This window comes from Azospirillum thermophilum, assembly GCF_003130795.1.
Classification (GTDB): domain Bacteria; phylum Pseudomonadota; class Alphaproteobacteria; order Azospirillales; family Azospirillaceae; genus Azospirillum; species Azospirillum thermophilum.
Window position 1 is genome coordinate 1,308,172 of sequence record NZ_CP029353.1, and the last position, 18,178, is coordinate 1,326,349.

The 18,178-nt window shown below is 71.4% G+C and carries 18 protein-coding genes; 12 read left to right on the plus strand and 6 right to left on the minus strand.

Annotated features, from left to right (window positions below; translation table 11 throughout):
- Window positions 1-2 precede the first annotated feature (2 nt).
- From DEW08_RS12400 to DEW08_RS12410, 3 genes are read left to right on the plus strand one after another with little or no spacing between them, the layout of a single operon-like run.
- On the plus strand, window positions 3-1,379 hold the full coding sequence (locus DEW08_RS12400; RefSeq protein ID WP_109327529.1) for a hypothetical protein: 1,377 nt from the start codon (window positions 3-5) through the stop codon (window positions 1,377-1,379).
- Entirely contained in the window at window positions 1,376-3,313 is a 1,938-nt protein-coding gene (locus tag DEW08_RS12405) for a HAMP domain-containing methyl-accepting chemotaxis protein (RefSeq protein WP_109327531.1), read from the plus strand. The genes DEW08_RS12400 and DEW08_RS12405 overlap by 4 nt, the downstream gene beginning before the upstream one ends.
- A gap of 17 nt (window positions 3,314-3,330) precedes the next feature.
- Complete coding sequence (locus DEW08_RS12410; RefSeq protein ID WP_109327533.1) at window positions 3,331-4,800, plus strand: mechanosensitive ion channel family protein; 1,470 nt, start codon at window positions 3,331-3,333, stop codon at window positions 4,798-4,800.
- On the opposite strand, the gene DEW08_RS12415 is transcribed toward DEW08_RS12410, so the two are convergent.
- Both DEW08_RS12415 and DEW08_RS12420 read right to left on the minus strand, forming a co-directional pair.
- Window positions 4,784-5,188 (minus strand): DUF6524 family protein, encoded by a 405-nt coding sequence (locus DEW08_RS12415; RefSeq protein WP_109327536.1) that lies wholly within the window; start codon window positions 5,186-5,188, stop codon window positions 4,784-4,786. The two genes, DEW08_RS12410 and DEW08_RS12415, sit on opposite strands and share 17 nt — an antisense overlap.
- A gap of 37 nt (window positions 5,189-5,225) precedes the next feature.
- Entirely contained in the window at window positions 5,226-5,630 is a 405-nt protein-coding gene (locus DEW08_RS12420; RefSeq protein ID WP_109327538.1) for a DUF6524 family protein, read from the minus strand.
- Window positions 5,631-5,788: 158 nt separating this feature from the next.
- Between DEW08_RS12420 and DEW08_RS12425 the strand changes: the two genes are divergently transcribed.
- The 7 genes from DEW08_RS12425 (at window position 5,789) to DEW08_RS12455 (ending at window position 13,454) form a co-directional block, all read left to right on the plus strand.
- Window positions 5,789-6,508, plus strand: coding sequence for an MlaA family lipoprotein (locus DEW08_RS12425; protein WP_109327540.1), 720 nt, complete (start codon window positions 5,789-5,791; stop codon window positions 6,506-6,508).
- Between the two features lie 186 nt (window positions 6,509-6,694).
- Window positions 6,695-7,609, plus strand: coding sequence for a hypothetical protein (locus DEW08_RS12430; RefSeq protein WP_109327542.1), 915 nt, complete (start codon window positions 6,695-6,697; stop codon window positions 7,607-7,609).
- The gene (locus DEW08_RS12435) at window positions 7,606-8,403 is read left to right on the plus strand and encodes an efflux RND transporter periplasmic adaptor subunit (protein WP_168220353.1); all 798 of its coding nucleotides are present in this window, start codon (window positions 7,606-7,608) and stop codon (window positions 8,401-8,403) included. The genes DEW08_RS12430 and DEW08_RS12435 overlap by 4 nt, the downstream gene beginning before the upstream one ends.
- A 157-nt stretch (window positions 8,404-8,560) precedes the next feature.
- Entirely contained in the window at window positions 8,561-9,127 is a 567-nt protein-coding gene (locus DEW08_RS12440; RefSeq protein ID WP_146214687.1) for a hypothetical protein, read from the plus strand.
- Window positions 9,128-9,140: 13 nt separating this feature from the next.
- Window positions 9,141-12,251, plus strand: a complete 3,111-nt coding sequence (locus DEW08_RS12445; RefSeq protein ID WP_109327548.1) for an efflux RND transporter permease subunit — start codon at window positions 9,141-9,143, stop codon at window positions 12,249-12,251.
- Between the two features lie 31 nt (window positions 12,252-12,282).
- Window positions 12,283-12,519 (plus strand): hypothetical protein, encoded by a 237-nt coding sequence (locus tag DEW08_RS12450; RefSeq protein ID WP_109327550.1) that lies wholly within the window; start codon window positions 12,283-12,285, stop codon window positions 12,517-12,519.
- Window positions 12,516-13,454 carry an SH3 domain-containing protein gene (locus DEW08_RS12455; RefSeq protein ID WP_109327552.1) on the plus strand — a complete coding sequence of 313 codons (939 nt, stop codon included), beginning with the start codon at window positions 12,516-12,518 and terminating at the stop codon, window positions 13,452-13,454. The genes DEW08_RS12450 and DEW08_RS12455 overlap by 4 nt, the downstream gene beginning before the upstream one ends.
- 25 nt (window positions 13,455-13,479) lie before the next feature.
- Here the strand turns inward: DEW08_RS12455 and DEW08_RS12460 are convergent, their stop codons facing one another.
- From DEW08_RS12460 to DEW08_RS12470, 3 genes are all read right to left on the minus strand, one after another.
- The gene (locus DEW08_RS12460) at window positions 13,480-13,890 is read right to left on the minus strand and encodes a hypothetical protein (RefSeq protein WP_109327554.1); all 411 of its coding nucleotides are present in this window, start codon (window positions 13,888-13,890) and stop codon (window positions 13,480-13,482) included.
- Between the two features lie 99 nt (window positions 13,891-13,989).
- Window positions 13,990-15,081, minus strand: a complete 1,092-nt coding sequence (locus DEW08_RS12465; RefSeq protein WP_109327556.1) for a cation diffusion facilitator family transporter — start codon at window positions 15,079-15,081, stop codon at window positions 13,990-13,992.
- Window positions 15,065-15,463 carry a hypothetical protein gene (locus tag DEW08_RS12470; RefSeq protein ID WP_109327558.1) on the minus strand — a complete coding sequence of 133 codons (399 nt, stop codon included), beginning with the start codon at window positions 15,461-15,463 and terminating at the stop codon, window positions 15,065-15,067. Before DEW08_RS12470 ends, DEW08_RS12465 begins: the two co-directional genes overlap by 17 nt.
- Window positions 15,464-15,696: 233 nt before the next feature.
- Here DEW08_RS12470 and DEW08_RS12475 point away from each other — a divergent pair, with 233 nt between their 5' ends.
- On the plus strand, window positions 15,697-16,116 hold the full coding sequence (locus tag DEW08_RS12475; protein ID WP_109327560.1) for an OsmC family protein: 420 nt from the start codon (window positions 15,697-15,699) through the stop codon (window positions 16,114-16,116).
- Window positions 16,117-16,126: 10 nt separating this feature from the next.
- Here the strand turns inward: DEW08_RS12475 and sugE are convergent, their stop codons facing one another.
- On the minus strand, window positions 16,127-16,444 hold the full coding sequence (gene sugE / locus DEW08_RS12480; RefSeq protein ID WP_109327562.1) for a quaternary ammonium compound efflux SMR transporter SugE: 318 nt from the start codon (window positions 16,442-16,444) through the stop codon (window positions 16,127-16,129).
- Between the two features lie 296 nt (window positions 16,445-16,740).
- On the opposite strand from sugE, the gene DEW08_RS12485 reads away from it, so the two are divergent.
- On the plus strand, window positions 16,741-17,967 hold the full coding sequence (locus DEW08_RS12485; protein WP_109326513.1) for an ISAs1 family transposase: 1,227 nt from the start codon (window positions 16,741-16,743) through the stop codon (window positions 17,965-17,967).
- The last annotated feature ends 211 nt before the right edge of the window (window positions 17,968-18,178 follow it).

Here is an 18,178-nt window from a genome sequence, read left to right on the forward strand (position 1 = left end):
TGATGGGCCAGGCGGTGACGGCGGCGATGTCGGCGGATCCGGCAGCACTGGAAGGACCGGGGGCGGAGCGGGGGGCGGTTGCGGGCTCCGCGCTCCGCCTCTGCGTCTGCGGCGTCGGCTGGACGGTGCCGGCCGCCTCCCTGCGCGCGGTGGCGGAGCCGGGACCGGTGACGCTCCTGCCGCTCGCCCCGGCACCGGCCGACGGGCTGGTCGCGGTGGAGGGGGTGCCTCTGCTGCAGGTGGACGGCGGCCTGCTGGCCGGCGCGTCCGCCGGTGAACGCCGGATGCTCGCGGTTCTGGCGACCGGTGCCGGCGACATCGCTCTGGCGGTCGACCGGGTCGAACCGCAGGACCCGTCCGGCGCGACGCTGGACCTCGCGCGGCTGCTGCCCTGGACCGGCGGCCTGCGCCCGGTGGAGCGTCCGCCCCGGAGACGGCCGTCCGTCCCCGGCCCGGCCGTCGGCCTCCTTCTCGTCCAGTCGGGGAACGAAACGGTCGGGCTGCGGCTGGAGCGGGTCGAGCGGACCGGCCGGGCGCGGATCCTCGGGCCCTTGCCGGATGGCGGACGGGCCGCCGACCGGCTGGTTCTGCTGGAGGACCGGCCGGTCGCCGCCCGCCCGCTCGACGGGGCCGTCCTGCCGGAGGAGCCCGTGGCCATCCTGCTGCGGGGCGACAACGGCGAGCGCGTCGCCCTGCTGGCCGGCCGCGTCCTGGGGGTGGAACCGGTCGAGGCCGGCCGGCTCGTGGCGGTCGACCATCCCGGCGGGGGCCGTTCGGTCTGGTGGCCGCAGGATGCCGGTCCGCCGGTCCGGCTGGTCGATCCCGGCCCCCTGGTCGGCTGGCCGCCGGCTCCGCCGCTGGCGGCCGGCGGCCCGGCCACGGTGCGGGGAACGCCGTTGCCCGGCCGCAGGAGATTCTGGTCGAGGCCGGTGGCCTGCGCATTGCGCTGCCCCTGGCCCTGGTCGGCCATGTCGAGGAGGAGCCGGTGGAGATCGGACGACGGCGCGGCGGCCGCCCGGTATGGGACGCGGCGCGGCTGCTCGGACGGCCCGACGGCGGGGCACGGCGCCTCCTGGCGCTCGCCGGAGGTGCCGGGCTGCTGCGGGTGCGCCGCATCCTTCCCTTGTCCGCCGCGCCCGCCACGCCCTGGCAGCCGCTCCATGCTCTTCCCCCGGCAGCGGCCGCCCTGTTCGACGCCGCGCGCCGGGAGGATGGCGCCTGGACCCTGCGCCTGCGCGGCGACCTGTTCGACCGTGCCCTGCCGCCCCTGCTGCGGCGTCCGCTGGCGGCGGCGCGGGTCGGCCGCGCCTCCTCTTCCGCCGCGGCCTCGCCTTCCTGACCCCAGAATCCCCGCCCCAACGAACCGACGAGACCGATGACCATCAAGACGAAGCTTCGGCTGGCCTTCCTGCTGATGATCGCCCTGTTCGCCGTGTTCGGTGCGGTGGCGCTCCATGCCCTGCGGACGGTCACGGGGGATGTCGAGAGGCTGGCCGGGCAGGTCGTGCCGTCCATCGTGCTGTCCAACGCGATCAACACCGCCACCAGCGACTACCGCGCGGCGGAGATGCAGCACATCCTCAGCACCGACCCGGCCGAGATGGCGCGGCTGGAGCGGGAGATGGACGGGCTGCGCGCGCAGATCGAGGCGCTGCGCAAGGAGTATGAGCCGCAGGTGGACACCCCGCGCGAGCAGGAGCGCTACCAGAACTTCTCGCGCGACTTCGCCTCCTATCTGGCGTCCAGCGAGCGTCTGGTCGCGCTGTCGCGGCAGAATGTGAGCCAGGACGCCGCCGCCGTCATCCGGGAGACGGAGCGGCTGTTCGCGGCCTTCAGCGACGACCTCGTCGCCCTGGTCGCCATCTCGAAGGAGGAGGGCGACGCGGCCGGCCGGGAGGCGGTGACCGTCGCAGCCCAGGGACGGACCACGCTGCTGGCGGGGCTCGCCGCCCTGATCGGCTTCGCGCTCTTCTGCATGTGGGCGGTCGATGCGCTGATCTCCCGTCCGGTGGCCGGGCTGACCGGCACGCTGACGCGGGTGGGGACCGGCGACCTCGCCGTGACCGTCGGGATGACGGAACGGGCCGACGACATCGGCCAGATGGCGCGGGCGGCCGAGGCGACGGTCACCGCGGTCAGGGGGCTTGCCGCCGACCTCGGCCGGCTGGTGGAGGCGGCCCAGGGCGGCGCCCTGTCGGTGCGCGTCGATCCCGCTGCCCATCACGGCGAATACGCCGCCCTGGTCGCCGGGCTGAACGATCTGATCGAGCTGCTGAGCAAGCCGCTGTTCGAACTGGTCGGCGTCATGCAGCTCCTGGCCGGCGGCGACCTCAAGGGCCGGATGACCGGCAGCTATGAAGGCGACCTGCGGGCGCTGAAGGCCAACATGAACCGCAGCCTCGATTCGCTGGTCAGCCTGCTGGACGAACTGGCGGCGGTCGCCGGCCGCATGGCCGACGGCGACCTGACCCGGTCGGTCGGCGGCAGCTACCAGGGCGAGTTCGCCGTGCTGAAGGGCAACGTCAACCGGGCGCTGGAGCAGCTCCGCGGGCTGGTGGGGGAGGTGGCGGCCAACACCACCCAGATCACCGCCGCCGCGACCGAGACCGCCGCCGCCGCCCGGCAGGTGGCGCAGGAATCGGCCCGCCAGCTCACCAGCCTGACCGCGGTCGCCGGGGCGGTGACCCAGACCGCCCAGTCGGTCACCGACATCACCGGCAACGCGGCGCGCGGGCGCGACCTCGCCGCCGGCACCGCGGCCCTGGCGGAGGACGGGCGGGCCAAGCTGGCGACCCTGTCGGGGGCGGTGGAGCGGATCGCCGCCGGCCATGGCCGGATCGAGCAGATCACCGGCACCATCACCCGCATCGCCGACAAGACCCATATCCTGTCGCTGAACGCCGGGATCGAGGCGGCGCGGGCCGGCGAGCAGGGCACCGGCTTCGGCATCGTCGCCCAGCAGATCGGCCGGCTGGCCGAGGAGGCCGCGCTCGCCGCCCGCGACATCGACGGGATCATCGCCGAGTCGGCCCGCACCGTCCATGAAGGCGTCGCCGACGCCGGCGAGGCGCGGCTGACCATCGAGCGGATCGCCGAGGCGGCGCGCGACAGCGGCGTCGCCATCCAGGCGATCTCCGCCGCGCTGGCGCAGCAGTCGGCCGCCGTGCAGGAGCTGGTCGGCCGGCTGGGCGAACTGCGCACCGGCAGCGAGGGCAACGCCGCCGCCGCCGAGGAGATCAGCGCCACGATGGAGGAGCTTGCCCGCATGGTCCACCGCGCCCGTGCGCAGGTCGACCGCTTCACGCTCGCCTGACCCGGAGCGGCGCCGCCATGACCCTTCGCCCCCTTCTTGCCGCGCTCAACAAGCTGCTGATGCCGCTCGGCGGCTGCATCCTGCTGGGCGGCGCGCTCTATCTGGAGGGCAGCGCCTATCAGGCGGCGGGGGTGGAGGCGCTGGAAAGCGGCTGGCGGGTGCTGGGCTACGGGCTCAGCATCGGCCTGGTCCTGTCGCTGGCCGTCCTGCTGCGGCGGCTGGTCCAGGTGGTGGTGCTCGACGGGCTGGTCGCCTCGGCGCTCGGCGGGCCGGTGCCGAGGCTGCTGAGCCAGCTCTCCGGCCTGCTGATCTACCTGATGGCGGTCGCCGCCATCGCCGGCTTCGTCTTCAAGCAGGACCTGACGGTGCTGTGGGCGGCGTCGGGCGTCGCCGGCGTCGTGCTGGGCATGGCGCTGCGGGAACTTCTGGTCGACATCTTCACCGGGCTGGCGCTGAACCTCGACCGGCCGTTGAGGATCGGCGACCACATCCGGCTGCACAAGGCGGGCGACATCACGATCGAGGGGCGGGTGGCGGAGATCAGTTGGCGCAGCACCCGGCTGAAGGATGATTTCGGCAACATCATCACGGTGCCCAACAGCCGGATCGCCGCCTCCACCATCACCAACCATTCGCTGCCCACCCCCTACCTGGAATTCATGGTCACGCTGACGCTGGATGTCGGCGTTCCGGCCGAGCGCGCCCTGCGCATCCTGGAGGCGGCGGCGGTCGAGGCGATGCTGCCCTTCGCCGCGCCGGGGGTGGACGCCCCCTATGTCCGGATCCGCGCCGTCACTCCGACCGGCGTGGAGTACGGCGTCTTCTTCTGTCCGCCGGTGGAGAAGCGGTTCCGTGCGCGCAGTCTCGTCCTGCAGCGGATCCTGAGCCATCTCGACCATGCCGGACTGCGTCCGGCCTGGCCGAAGGAGGAGCGGGCGCCGGGCGATCCCGACAGTGCCGTCTGGCGGTCGGTCGGCGCGGAGCGGCTCGCCCTGCTGCTGGGAGCTGCCGATCCCCTGTCGGCGCTGGATCATGCCGACGTCGCGTTGCTGGCGGCGGGCGTGCGCCAGCGCTGCCTGCCGCCGGGCAGCACGCTGGTCCAGGCGGGGGAGTCGGCCGCGGCGGCCTATCTGGTGATCGAGGGGCTGCTGTCCGCCGAACCGGCGCGCGGCCGCGGTGCGGCGACGGAGCCGGTGGCGGTCGGGCCGGGCCGCCTCGTCGGGCTGGACGCCCTCTTCCTCGGCGGCGCCCATGGGGCCACCGTGCGCAGCCGCACCGAAGCGCTGGTCGGCGAGATCACCATGGAGGCGATGCGGCGCCTGCTGGAACAGCGGCCGGAAACGGCAGCCCCGCTGGCCCGGGCGGTGGCCGGCGCGCTGGCCCGCGGTGGCGAGGGGCGGGCGGCGGAAACCGCGGACCTCGCGGCGGACATCCTGTCGAACCTGCGCCGGTCCACCGGCATCGCCGGCCTCATGGCGGCGGACTGAGCACCTGAGACTGTCCGGTGATCCGGCGCTTCACATGCGCCCAGCAGATGCCGACGCTGAGCGTCAGGGCGCTGACGACCAGGATCACATAGCCCGACCAGAAGGGCGCGTCGGGATCGACCAGCCCCAGCCGGCGCATCGCCAGATAGGCCGTCAGCACCACCGCCCACAGGGCGGCGGTGCCCAGCACGCCGAGCGCCAGCCACGTCACCCGCAGGTAGATGATGTAGGCGCCGACCAGGAAGGTGCCGGCCACCGCCTTGGCCGACCAGTAGGAGCCGTCGGCGGAGAACAGCCAGTCGATGTAGGAATAGCCTTCCGGATTCCAGGTGGCGAACACCAGCAGGAAGCAGCTCAGCGTCCGGGTGACGATGCCGAGCCACTTCATCGCGGAGCGTCCCTGCCGATGGGGAACGGCCGCCCGGTCATGCCGCGATGTTCTCCGAATCGACCTGCCCGCTGAGGCGGTAGCGGATGTGCGACCAGCAGAAGCCGGTGCCGAGCAGGATCGCCAGCGCCACCTGCACCACCAGGATCCGCGCCGTGTCGTCCGACAGGTCGACGAGGCCGAGGTCGGAAGCCAGCCACACGCTGGTGGCGATGATGGCGCTCAGCGTCGTCGTGCCGACGAACCGCATCGACCGCCACATGGCGCGGATCTGCAGGTAGAACAGGATCAGCAGGACCAGCCCGACGAACAGCTTCAGCGCCCAGTCGCCGATTTCCACATGCAGCCAGTGGTAATAGGAGTAGCCGGACGGGTTGTAGCTGCCGAAGATGACCAGCATGGCGATCAGCAGTCGGACCAGATAACCGGGAATCGTCAGCATGGCGGCAGGGCAGGGAATGCGATCGGAGTACCGACTCTACGCCCGCCGCGCCCGCGCGTCCAACGGCCTGTGCGGGGCCTCCTTCGGGTTGTGGTTCCGCTGCGTCGCCGAAAGGGGTAGAGTGTCGGCCACGCCGACAATCCGCCGCAGGAGGCTCCGTGTCCCGGTTGCGCGCCCTTCTCCTGTCCGCCCTGCTTCTGGGTGGTCTTTCCGCCGCCCGGCCGGTATCGGCGGACCCTGCCGTCTATGATCCGTGGGAGACGTACAACCGCGCGGTCTTCAGCTTCAACAACGGGTTCGGCAACGGCCTGCTGGAACCGCTGCGGCAGGCCTATGTCGGCAACGTCCCGTCCGGGACGCGCGCCGGCATCGCCAACGTCTTCGCCAACCTGCGCGAGCCCTGGACCGCGGTCAGCAGCGTGCTGCGCGCCGACCTGCCGAACGCCCGCGCGGCGGCCGGCCGCTTCCTGGTCAACAGCACCGCCGGCATCGGCGGCTGGTACGACGTGGCGGCCGAACGCTACGAACTGACCAGCCGGTACGACGATCTCGGCAACGTGCTGTGCAGTTGGGGGCTGAAGAGCGGTCCCTACATGGTGCTGCCCTTCTTCGGGCCGATGACCGCCCGCGACCTCGTCGGGCGTGCCGCGACGATGGCCGGCACATACTCGGTGCTGGGCATGGACGGCTACATCCTCTACCGCAGCACCGACGGTACGGTGCGCTATCTGGAGGACGGCTTCATCGGCCCCTACGCCCGCGATCCGTCCAAGGACGCCTACGCCATCGAGCGCACGCTCTACGCCACGGTGCGGGAGCGGCAATGCGCCGGCGGGGTGGTGCCGCCGACCTCGCCCTACGGGCTCGACCAGCAATAGGCCCACGGATGAGTGGCGCTGGTTGCGGAAAATCGCCGTTCCGCTTTCCGCACTGCGAGATGCGCCTTCCGTAGGGATAATTGTTTGTGCATGCTCGCCTTATGAGTTAGCCCGATGGTCGGTTCGGGCGATTGTTTCACGGGCTCCGGGGCGGGAGCCGGTGCAGAGCACGGGAGGCGAGGGGGCATGTCCTGCAAGCGCGCGGCCCGCGTGGCCACCGCACTGCTTGGTGTTTCGGTCCTGGCATTGACGGCCGGCGGGCGGGCAGAGGCGTCCTGGTGGTGGCGCCCCGCCGCCGACGAGGCCGACATCACCCTGGTGTCCGGCGGCCGGTCGGTCCAGCCGGCGCTCCCGGCGGAGGAACCCTCCCTGCTGGACAGCGCCCAGGCCTTGCTCGGGCAGGCTGCCGATGCCGGGGTGAGCGCCGCCGGGGCCGCCGCCTCGGCGCTCGCCGAGGTGCCGGGGCTGCTTGCCGTGCCGGTCGGCGCGGTGGGCAGCCGGGCACGCTCCGCCGCCGACACGATCGGCCAGTTCGCCTGGGAGGTCGCCTACGCGCTGGGCACCAACAGCACCCCGGTGACGGCCATTCCCATCACCGAACCCTATGATCCGCCGGAACCGGCCGCAGCCGGTACCCGCACGGTGCTGCGCAGCGAGCGCCGCGATCCGCCTCCGGCGCAGAAGCCGGTCAGACCCCAGCCGAAGCGTCCGGAACTCGCCACGACCGCTGCCGGTCCGCTCGCCCTGTCCGCTGCCGCGGTCGAGACGGCGCAGGGCGGTGCTTCGGCCGGCGGCCTGCCGCCGATCCAGATCGCCGCGCTGCCGTCGGGGTCCGACGCCGGTGCGATGCAGTCCGATGCCGCGGATCCTCCGGTCAGCCGGCCGCTCGCGTCCGCGGCGAAGGCTGCGAAGCCGCCGGCCCCCGCCGCCGAACCCGCCGCGGAGGAAGAGGGGCCGATCGATCCCAAGCTGCTCGCCAACTTCGTCTACGACAGGGCGCAGCGCCGGCCCGACGGTTCCTACTTCGTGCCCAAGCCGCTGCAGCGCCTGTTCGAGCTGCGCACCCAGGCGGTGGAGCAGGGGAGGCGGCGCTGTCGGTGAAGATCCCGGGCCGCATCGTGCCCGACCCCAACGCCCATGGCGATGTCGAGGCCAGCCTGACCGGCCGGATCGAGGCGCCGAAGGGCGGCCTGCCGGTGCTGGGCGAGGAGGTCAAGCAGGGCCAGATCCTGGGCTATGTCTCGCCGGCCGTCGGGGTGGTCGACCGCACCCAGGTCCGCCGCGAGGTCGCCCGCCTGACCACCGAGATCCGCCAGACCGCCGAGAGCGTCGAGCTGCTGAAGCAGTTCTGGTTCGTCCCCTTCCGCGACGGCAAGGTCATCCAGGCCGAGATGAAGCTGGAAGGGCTGCGGCGCGAGCGGGCGGCCCTGCTGCCGATGCTGCAGACCCAGGAGGTGCTGCGCGCCTCGACGGACGGGGTGGTCTCCGTCTCCAACGCCATCAACGGGCGCATCGTCCAGCCCGGCGAGAAGATCTTCGAGATCGTGAACCCGAAGCGCCTGTGGGTGGAGGCCGTCGCCGCCGACCCGCATCTGGCGGCGGTCGCGGCGGAGGTGGAGGAGGCGGTCGCCACCACGCCGGACGGGCAGGCGCTCGACGTCTCCTTCGTCGGCAGCGGGTTGTCGCTGCAGCAGCAGGCGGTGCCGCTGATGTTCCGGGTCGAGGATCCGGCGGAGGGCCTGCGGGTCGGCCGGCCGGTCACCGTGTCGATCCGCAGCAAGCAGAAGTCCCGTCCGGGCATCGCCGTGCCGCGCGACGCGGTGGTGACCGGCTCCAACGGGCTGGAGCAGGTGTGGGAGCATGTGGCGCCCGAGGTCTTCGTCCCCGCACCGTGACGACGGAGGCGATCGACGGCCGCACCGTGCTGGTGACCGCCGGCCTGCCCTCCGGCGCCCGGATCGTCACCCGCGGAACCCGTCTTCTCGTGCAGCTGCAGTAGCCCCGTCCCCATCCCCCCGTGTTTCCAGCCGAGAGATGATGCCGAACCGGTCCATGCCGCAGCACCGCAGCACGCCCCCCGGCCGCTTCGCCGGCCGTCTCCGCCGCCTGACGGCGCTGATGCTGCTGGCGGGGTTGGTCCTCCCCGTCCTCGTCCTGGCGCCGGCCGCCCGCGCCGCGGAGGAACCCGGACCGGCCCCGCGCGTCAGCCTGACGGTGGGCGGGGTCGGCGTCGTGCTGATCGCGGCCAACCGGCAGCTTTACGCCTTCCTCGACCGCACGGCCGACAACGCCCCGGTGACCGGCGGGCGGGTCGGCGTGAAGGCCGGCCGGACGGAGCTGCAACTGGCGGAAAGCTCGCCAGGCGTCTATGTCGGCGGCCCCTTCGCCCCGACCGCGCCCCGGGTGGCGCTGACCGTCTCGATCGACACGGCCGCCGGATCCGGCCGCGCCGCCGCGGAGATCGAGATGGCCCATGTCCCGGTGCAGTCCGGCGGCGGCGGCGCGCTGCGCCTGCTCGGCTGGGTCCTCGGCCTCGCGTCGGCCGGGGGCATCGGCTGGTTCGGCTGGCGCCAGTGGCACGGACGCCGCCGCGGGCTCGCCGACGCCGGACCGGCGTGACGGGCGGCCCGCGATGTTCCAGGCTCTCGTCGGCATCTGTCTGCGCCAGCGCGTTCCGGTCCTGATCCTGACCGCGCTGCTGACCCTCTGGGGAATCCTCGTCGGGCGCGACATGCCGATCGCGCTGCTGCCCGAACTCCACCCGCCCGTGGTCACCATCGTCACCGAGGCCGGCGGCCTTGCGCCCGAGGAAGTGGAGCAGATGGTGTCCTTCCCGCTGGAGACCATGCTGAACGGCATGCCCGGCGTGGCGCGGGTGCGCAGCTCCTCCAGCCCGGGCTTCTCGCTGATCTATGCCGAGTTCCAGTGGGGCACCGACCCCTACCGCAACCGGCAGATCGTGGCGGAGCGCATCGGGATGGCGCGCGACCGGCTGCCGCCCGGCCTGTCGCCGCAGCTCGCCCCGATGTCGTCGGTCGCCGGCCTCGTCATGCAGGTGGCGCTGACCTCCGACACGCTCGATTCGATGGCCCTGCGCGAGGTTGCCGACTGGACCCTGCGGCCGCGGCTGATGGGGGTGGACGGCGTGTCGCAGGTCTATGTGGTGGGTGGCGACGTGCGGCAGTTCCGCTTCACCCCCAGCCTTGCCGCCATGCGCTCGCTCGGTATCGGGCTGAACCAGGTGGACCATGCCCTGACGGCCTTCGGCACCAACAGCTCCGGCGGCTTCAACGACGTCCACCACTCCGAGTACATCATCCGCAACGTCGCCCGCAGCCACGACCTGGACGACATCCGCAACCTGGTGGTCGCCTACCGCGACGACCGGCCGGTGCTGCTGAGCCAGCTCGGCGAGGTCAGCTACGCGCCGAAGATGAAGCGCGGCGACGGCAGCTTCAACGGCAGGCCGGCGGTGCTGCTGTCGGTGCTGAAGCATCCCGGCGCCAACACGGTGCAGGTCGCCGCCAACATCGAGCAGTTCCTGGCGGAGATCGCCCCCTCGCTGCCGGCGGGTGTGCGGGCGGACCAGATCAGCTACAGCCAGGCCGAGCTGATCAACGCCTCCATCACCAACGTCACGCATGTGCTGCGCGACGCCATCATCATCGTGGTGATCGTCCTGCTGGCCTTCCTGCTGAACCTGCAGACGACGCTGATCGCCATGCTGTCGATCCCGGTGTCGCTGCTGGTGACGATCATCACCTTCCATCTGATGGGCGCCACCATCAACACGATGACGCTGGGCGGCATCGCCATCGGCATCGGTCAGCTCGTCGACGATTCGGTGGTGAATGTCGAGAATGTCCTGCGCCGCCTCTACGAGAACCGGCAGCGCAAGCATCCGCGCCCCATCCTGGCGGTGATCGCCGACGCCTCGCAGGAGGTGCGGTCGGGCATCGTCTACGCCACCATGATCATCCTGCTGGTCTTCCTGCCGCTGTTCGCGCTGCCGGGCGAGCAGGGGCGGCTGTTCGGGCCGCTGGGGCTGGCCTACATCGTGTCGATCTTCGCCAGCCTCGTGGTGTCGATGACGCTGACGCCGGTGCTGTGCTCGTACCTGCTGCCGCGGATGAAGGACCTCGGCGCCTCCTACCACGGCAAGCCGGTCCTGCTGCTGAAGGCGGCCAACACGCGGGCGCTGAACTGGGCGCTCGACCATCGGAAGGCGCTGTTCGTCGCCGCCGGCGCTCTGGTGGTGCTGGCGGCGGCCACCCTGCCGTTCCTGCCGCGCAGCTTCCTTCCCCCCTTCAACGAGGGCACGCTCTACGTCCAGATCCTGAACAAGCCGGGCATCTCGCTGGCGGAATCGGTGCGCATCGGCCAGATGGCCGAGCATCTGATCCTGCAGGTGCCGGAGGTGGTGAGCGTGTCCCGCCGCACCGGCCGCAACGAGAGCGACGAGGACGCCGATCCGGTCAGCGCCAGCGAGTTTCCCGTGCGCATCGCGCTGGCCGGACGCAGCCGCGCCGAGGTGATCGAGGATCTGCGCCGCCGCCTGTCGGTTCTGCCGGTGGACCTGACGGTGACGCAGTTCCTCACCTCGCGCATGCAGGTGGCGCAGAACGGCGTGCGCGGCGCCATCGTGCTGAAGATCTACGGGCAGGACCTCGACACGCTGCGGGTCCTGGCCGACGGGATGCGCCAGAAGTTCGCCGCCATTCCCGGCCTCGTCGACCTTATGGTGGAACAGCAGGTGCGCGTGCCGCAGGTCCGCATCACCATGGACTACGGGCGGGCCAAGCTGTTCGGCGTGACGCCGGCGGAGGTGACCCAGGCGCTGGAGACGCTGGCCAACGGCCGCGTCGTCTCGCAGATCATCGACGACGGCCGGCGCTTCGACGTGCTGCTGAAGCTGTCGGACGACGAGCGGACGCCGGAGGCCCTGCCGCAACTGCGCATCGAGACGCCGGCCGGCCATGTGCCGCTCTCCACCATCGCCACCGTGGTCAGCGGCGACGGCCCCAACCAGATCCTGCGCGAGAACGGCATGCGCCGCATCGCGGTCATCGCCAACACCGACGGGTCGGATACCGCGGCCATCGTGGCGAAGATGCGCGAGGCGGTCGCCGCGACGGCCCTGCCGCAGGGCTATGCGACCCGCCTCGAAGGCTCCTTCCGGCAGGAGGAGGAGGGGCGGCCGATGATGATCGGGCTGAGCTGCCTGTCGGCTGCCCTGGTATTCCTGGTGCTCTACCAGCGCTACCGCTCGGTGGTGCTGACCGCCATCATCATGGGCAACATCCCGCTGGCGCTGATCGGCAGCGTGGCCGCCCTGTGGCTGGCGGGCGAGGATCTCAGCCTCGCCGCCATGATCGGCTTCATCGCGGTGGCCGGCGTCGCGGTGCGCAACGGCGTGCTCAAGATCAGCCACTTCATCAACCTCGCCCTTCACGACGGCATGCCGGTCGGCCGGGCGCTGGTGGTGCGCGGCTGCGAGGAGCGGCTGATGCCGGTGCTGATGACGGCGCTGTCCGCCGGGCTCGCCCTCATCCCGCTGCTGATCGCCTCCGACGCGCCGGGCAGCGAAATCCTGCATCCGGTGGCGCTGGTGATCTTCGGCGGGCTGGTCAGCTCGACCCTGCTGGACACGCTGACGACGCCCGTCCTCTTCCACCGCTTCGGCGAACCCGCCATCGACCGCCTGCTGGCGGCCGGCGGCGAGCTTGCCGTCGAGACCTACTGACCCGACGACCTCCACCGGGGAGACACCGCCCATGGGCTCCGCATCGCTGACCGCACTGGTGATCACGGCCTCCGTGCTGGGGTCGGTCGCCGTGGATGTCGGAATGAACACGCTGCAGGACTGGTACCAGACCTTCTACGCAGACGCCCTGTGGGGCAACCGGCCGGCGACCAGCGAGCTGGACCACCAGCTCCGCAAGGAGGAGGCGGAGATCGACCGGCTGATGCGCGAGGACAACTTCATCGTCGAGGAGGCCGAGGCCCGATGACTTCCACCCCTCATTCCAGGGCCGCTCTCGCCGCCGCGCTTCTCTGCTGGTCTCTCGCCGCCGGACCCGCCCTCGCCCAGACGCCGTCCCCGACCGGCCCCGCCAGCCGGGCGGCGGTCCGGCTGGAGGCGCTGGAGGGCGAGTATGTGACGCTCGGCCGGACCAACCTGCGCCAGCAGCCGAGCCAGCAGGGAGCCCGCCTCGCCCAGATCGACGCCGGCACCCGGCTGCGCGTCACCGGCAAGGTGGCGGACGCCCCCTGGTACGCGGTGGTCGGGCCGGACGGGCGCAGCGGCTATGTCTTCGCCGATCTCCTGCGGCCGGCGGCGGATGCCGCGCAGCAGCCGGCGGCGGCCGGGGACGCGGTGGGCTCGGCGCTCACCAGGCGGCTCGACGCCATGGAGTCCTCGCTGAACGCCATCCGCGACCAGTTGAAGGCGCCGGCCGATGCCATGCAGTCGATGGCCGCCCGCCAGGAGTCCCTCGAAAAGGCGGTGGAGGGTCTGCGCGCCGACATCGCCGGCCTGCGCGGGGCGGCGGCCGAGGCGGCCGGGGCCGCGGTGGCGGAGGCCGACAAGCCCGGCGGGCTGATCGACCGCGTGCTGAAGCTGCAGGAGCAGATCGCCGCCCAGATCGCGGAGCAGAAGGCCGAGGTCGGCAAGCTGGCCGAGCGGCTCGACAAGACCGAGGAATGGCTGAAGCCGCTCGGTTCCTGGAGCGAGGAGACGTGGAACCGCGTCCGTCCCGAGGCCGAGAGCTGGAGCGGCTGGATCTGGAACCGCTATTCGGCGGTGAAGGGCTGGTTGACCGAGGGCTGGTGGTGGCAGCAGCCCGCCGCCCCGGCGGTGCAGCCGGCGCCGCCCGCCGAACCGCCCGCCGAACCGCCCGCCCCGGCGCCGGCCAGCCCCTCGGCCGGCCGCACGATCATGGGCTGAGCGGTCAGCGACATGGGCTGAGCGGTCAGGGGATGTACTCTGCCGCCTGGATGCGCAGCCGCCGGCTGTCCGGCGACTCGCGTGCCGGCGCCGGCGCTTCCGGTGCGGGGGCGCCGGGCGGGAAGGCGGTGGCGATGAAGGCCCCCATGGTGCAGCCGGCCCCGAAGAAGGCCAGGAGCTCCGCCACCGCCGGCGCAGCGGTCGCGCCGCCGCCCGCGGTCGCCATGGTGCCGGAGGCGAGCGCCAGCCCGGTCACGCCGAGCCCGACGACGCTGCAGCCGATCGCCTGGCGCTGGGCGATCTCCGGCCGGCTCGACAGGGTCGGGAATCCTTCCGGCGCGCCGCCCGCCGCCAGGGCGGGAGAGGCGGCGAGCGTCAGCGTGACGGCACAGGCCGCGGCGAGGCGGCGAAGGGGCGAGGCGCTTTCGTGATCCATGGCGGGGGCGTCCGGAAACCGACTGAAGGCTTCCCATCAAACGCCGGGCCCCGGCCTGCGGACCGCCACTCTTCCGGCGGTCGCCGCCGTGGGTAACCGTCAGACCACGTTGGAGGGGGCGAGGCGGCAGAAGGCGCCGTCATGCTCCACCTGGAGGGTGGCGTGGCCGATGCCGAAGCGCTCCTTCAGCGTCTGGGCCACCTCCTTCAGCAGATCGTCGTCGGGACCGGCGCCCGGCCGGACGAGATGGGCGGTCAGCGCCACCTCGGTCGTGCTGAGCGGCCAGATATGCAGGTCATGCACCGCGGTGACGCCGGGCAGGTCGGCCAGATAGGTCTCGACGCCGGCGCGGTCGACGCTCTCCGGTACGGCGGCCAGCGCCAGCCGGATCGAATCGCGCAGCAGCCCCCAGGTGCCGACGGTGATGACGGCGGCGATGGCGAGGCCGGTCAGCGGGTCGATCCACAGCCAGCCGGTCAGCCCCACCAGGATCGCCGCGATCACCACCCCCAGCGACACCGCGGCGTCGGCCGCCATGTGCAGGTAGGCGCCCTTGACGTTCAGGTCGTGCTGGCCGCCCATGAACAGCCAGGCGGTCAGGCCGTTGATGACGATGCCGATGGCGGCGACCACGATCACCGTGCCCTCGGCGACCGGCTCCGGCTCGACGAAGCGGCGGACCGACTCCATGGTGATGGCACCGACCGCGATCAGCAGGATCACGGCGTTCAGCAGCGACACCAGGATCGAGACGCTCCCGAACCCGTAGGTATAGCGCCCGGCCGGGATGCGCCGGCCGATCCAGGCGGCGCCCCAGGCGAACAGCAGCCCGGTCACATCGCTCAGATTGTGGCCGGCGTCGGCCAGCAGGGCGGTGGAGTTCGCCAGGAACCCGTAGACCGCCTCCACCGCCACGAATCCGATGTTCAGCACCGCCCCGATGGCGAAGGCCCGGTCGTAGCTGACGGGGCCATGGGAATGACCACCATGGGAATGGCCCCCGTGGGAATGGCCTGCATGGGACTGATTGCCGTGAAAGTGCCCGCCGTGCCCGCGGCCCTCCTGCGACCGGCCGGTATGCCCGTGCCCCGCCTGCGCGCCATCCGCCTGCGCGTGGCCGTGGGCGTCGTGGCCGTGCTTGTGGCCGTCGTGCTTGTGGCTGTCGTGCCCGGGGTCAGGGGAAAGCGGCATGGATCAGGGTCTCTCGCGGCCTCTCGGGCGGCAGTGGCGCGGTTGGCAGGTCTTCGATCTCCGGCTCGTCCGGCGGGGCGACGAAGCTGCGCCAGGCCCAGCTGTAGCCGGTCGCGGCAGCGGTATAGGCGACGCCGAGCCCGCAGCCCACCCCGGCGGATGCGGCGACCGCCGACGCGGCAACGCCCGTTCCGATTCCGCTGTGCGCCAGGGGAATGGCGACGAAGGCGGTGGTGACGCCGCTGATCGTCGCGCCGCTGAGGCAGGAGACGACGGCCTGCTCGGTGAAGCCGTCGCCGCTGCGGACGCGCTTGGCCTCGGCGGCCCCGGCTGTGCAGAGCGCCGCGAGAAGGATGGGGATCGCGAGGATCGGTCGGCGCATCGAATGTCCTCCGGCGGCGATCGGCAAGGTCCCGGTCGGCCGTGCCGCACCGGCCGCTCCCGGTGGCGGGATCGACCGTTTCGCACCTGCGGCAGGCGAAACCACCCTTAGGAGATATCATCGGCGGATGAACAGCGGCAAGCCGGATTCGCCCGCCGGCGGGACTTGCGCGGCAGCCCGGCCGGGCCTAGCCTCCGCCCCATCCATTCGTTTGCACATGCGGAGATGGCACGATGAAGGCGCGGGTGACCTGGGTCGACGGCAGGATGTTCGTCGGCGAATCCGGCAGCGGGCACGCCGTGGTGATGGACGGCGCGCCGGAATCCGGCGGGCGCAACCTGGGCATCCGCCCGATGGAGATGCTGCTGATCGGCATGGGCGGCTGCACCTCCTTCGACGTGGTGATGATCCTGGAGAAGGGGCGTCAGGTCATCACCGACTGCGAGGTCTCCATCGAGGCGGAGCGGGCGGAGACCGACCCGAAGGTCTTCACCAGGATCCACGCCCATTTCGTCGTCACCGGCCGCAACCTCGACCCGGCGAAGGTCGAGCGCGCCATCGCCCTGTCGGCGGAGAAATACTGCTCCGCCTCCATCATGCTCGGGCAGACGGCGACGATCACCCACGACTTCGAGGTGCGCGAGGCGCCGTAACGGTGCCTCGTCAGGCGGGCACCAGCTTCAGCCCGACGATGCCGGCGGCGATCAGCGCGATGCAGGCAAGCCGCAGCGCCCCCGCCGGCTCCCCGAACAGCAGGATGCCGAGCAGTGCCGTGCCGATGGTGCCGATGCCGGTCCACACCGCATAGGCGGTACCGAGCGGCAGGCTCTTCAGCGCCACCCCCAGCAGGAGGACGCTGACCAGCATCGCGAGGCCGGTGAACAGGCTGGGCCACAGGCGGGTGAAGCCTTCGGTGTACTTCAGTCCGACGGCCCAGCCGACCTCGAACAATCCGGCGAAGAACAGCGTAATCCATGCCATCGCGGCACCTCCCAACATCTATCCCTGGATCTGGCCCTGGATCGGGCACTGGATCAGGGTGTCGTGCGGCAGGGTCGTCCCTGCACGGAAGGCCCCTCGGCAAAGGGCGGGGTCGTCCCCGCGGGGCAGGGCCTCCCATATGGCACCCCGACCGTGAGGGTCAAGGTTGAGGAATTCCGATCACCTCCGGCCGATCGTCCGTTTTTCCCCAGGGCTCCGAAGTCGGGTTAACGCTGGTTTACGAACGGCACGGTTTCTGATTCGGTGGGGCCGAACCGGATCGGGGGTGCCGTGCCATGAGTTCCATCGCAGCCGAATTTGGTCAGAAATCGCGTCTGAAGGCGCTGCTGGATCATTTTTCGCTGATCGACGATCCGCGCGATCCGTGGCGGGTGGCCTATCCCTTGCCGGAGATTCTGCTTCTGGCGGTCTGTGGGACGATCGCCGATTGTGAGGATTATGAGGCGATCGCAGCGTGGGGCGAAGCCCGGCTCGATTTTCTGCGGCGGTTTCAGCCCTACCATCACGGGGTGCCGAGCGGACGCTGGCTGACCGTGTTCATGAACCGGATCAACCCGTGCCTGTTCCAGGACTGCTTCACAGCCTGGGTGCGCGAGGCTTGGCCCGACCGCCCCGAGCTTGTCGCCATCGACGGCAAGACCTCGCGGCGCAGCCATGACCGCAGCCGCGCTCAAGCCCCTCTCCACTTGGTGTCGGCCTTCGCCACCACCAGCCGTCTGGTGCTCGGGCAGGAAGCCGTCGAAGACAAGGCTGGCGAACTCGCGGCCATTCCCGTTCTTCTGGAGCGCCTGGCGGCCGACGGCGGCCTCACGGGAGCGATCGTGACCATCGACGCCATCGCCTGCAACGCCACCATCGCCCAAGCCATCCGCGACGCCGGGGCCGACTACCTGCTGGCGGTCAAGGCCAACCAGCCGACCCTGCGCGATGAGATCGAAACTTACTTCGCCGAGGCCCCGGACGTGGCCCTCGAGCACGCCACCGACATCGACAAGGGCCATGGCCGGATCGAGCAGCGCACGGTCACGGTCGCCCGCGAGGTCGATTGGCTGACCGGCGAGCGCCGCTTCCCCGGCGAGGTGCGTCTGCCCGCCGTCGCCTCGATCATTCGGGTTGGCAGCAAAGCCGAGTTGAAGGACCGCTGCCGCTTCGACACCCGCTACTACGTTTCTTCCGCCACGCTGAGCGCCCAGGCAGCGGCTGAGGCCATTCGGGGGCATTGGGGCATCGAGAACCGGCTGCATTGGGTTCTCGACGTCGTCTTCACCGACGACCAGTCCCGCTTGCGCAAGGGACATGGCGCTCAGAACATGGCCGTCGTCCGCCATTTCGCCATCAATCTCGTCCGCAAGGCCGAGGAACCCGCCCGGCCGCGCTCGGGACTGCGGCGCGCCACCAAAAAACCGGCCAAACCCAAAGCGACAAGCATCAAGCTCCGACGAAAGCTGGCGGGATGGGACACCGATTACCTCGACGCCATCCTTGCCGCCAAAATCCGTTAACCTGGATTCGGAGCCCTGCGTTTTTCCCGGCAGCCTTGCGCCGCCTGCGTCGTGACGATAGCCTTCTCCTGTCGGAGGCCGGAGCGCGCCCCGGCCATTGTGCAGCCGACGCACAACGGACGTACCCGGACGATCTCCGGCAAGTCCTTGACTATCCTCTGAAAATGACGGGTGAAGCGCATTGTGCGGCAAATGAGGTCCGCACAACGCG

Bases quoted from the DNA above. Each gene is read 5' to 3' on its own strand.
- DEW08_RS12400 (WP_109327529.1), top strand. From the start codon at position 3: ATGGGCCAGGCGGTGACGGCGGCGATGTCGGCGGATCCGGCAGCACTG.
- DEW08_RS12405 (WP_109327531.1), top strand. From the start codon at position 1,376: ATGACCATCAAGACGAAGCTTCGGCTGGCCTTCCTGCTGATGATCGCC.
- DEW08_RS12410 (WP_109327533.1), top strand. From the start codon at position 3,331: ATGACCCTTCGCCCCCTTCTTGCCGCGCTCAACAAGCTGCTGATGCCG.
- DEW08_RS12415 (WP_109327536.1), bottom strand. From the start codon at position 5,188: ATGAAGTGGCTCGGCATCGTCACCCGGACGCTGAGCTGCTTCCTGCTG.
- DEW08_RS12420 (WP_109327538.1), bottom strand. From the start codon at position 5,630: ATGCTGACGATTCCCGGTTATCTGGTCCGACTGCTGATCGCCATGCTG.
- DEW08_RS12430 (WP_109327542.1), top strand. From the start codon at position 6,695: ATGTCCTGCAAGCGCGCGGCCCGCGTGGCCACCGCACTGCTTGGTGTT.
- DEW08_RS12440 (WP_146214687.1), top strand. From the start codon at position 8,561: ATGCCGCAGCACCGCAGCACGCCCCCCGGCCGCTTCGCCGGCCGTCTC.
- DEW08_RS12445 (WP_109327548.1), top strand. From the start codon at position 9,141: ATGTTCCAGGCTCTCGTCGGCATCTGTCTGCGCCAGCGCGTTCCGGTC.
- DEW08_RS12450 (WP_109327550.1), top strand. From the start codon at position 12,283: ATGGGCTCCGCATCGCTGACCGCACTGGTGATCACGGCCTCCGTGCTG.
- DEW08_RS12455 (WP_109327552.1), top strand. From the start codon at position 12,516: ATGACTTCCACCCCTCATTCCAGGGCCGCTCTCGCCGCCGCGCTTCTC.
- DEW08_RS12460 (WP_109327554.1), bottom strand. From the start codon at position 13,890: ATGGATCACGAAAGCGCCTCGCCCCTTCGCCGCCTCGCCGCGGCCTGT.
- DEW08_RS12465 (WP_109327556.1), bottom strand. From the start codon at position 15,081: ATGCCGCTTTCCCCTGACCCCGGGCACGACAGCCACAAGCACGACGGC.
- DEW08_RS12470 (WP_109327558.1), bottom strand. From the start codon at position 15,463: ATGCGCCGACCGATCCTCGCGATCCCCATCCTTCTCGCGGCGCTCTGC.
- DEW08_RS12475 (WP_109327560.1), top strand. From the start codon at position 15,697: ATGAAGGCGCGGGTGACCTGGGTCGACGGCAGGATGTTCGTCGGCGAA.
- sugE (WP_109327562.1), bottom strand. From the start codon at position 16,444: ATGGCATGGATTACGCTGTTCTTCGCCGGATTGTTCGAGGTCGGCTGG.
- DEW08_RS12485 (WP_109326513.1), top strand. From the start codon at position 16,741: ATGAGTTCCATCGCAGCCGAATTTGGTCAGAAATCGCGTCTGAAGGCG.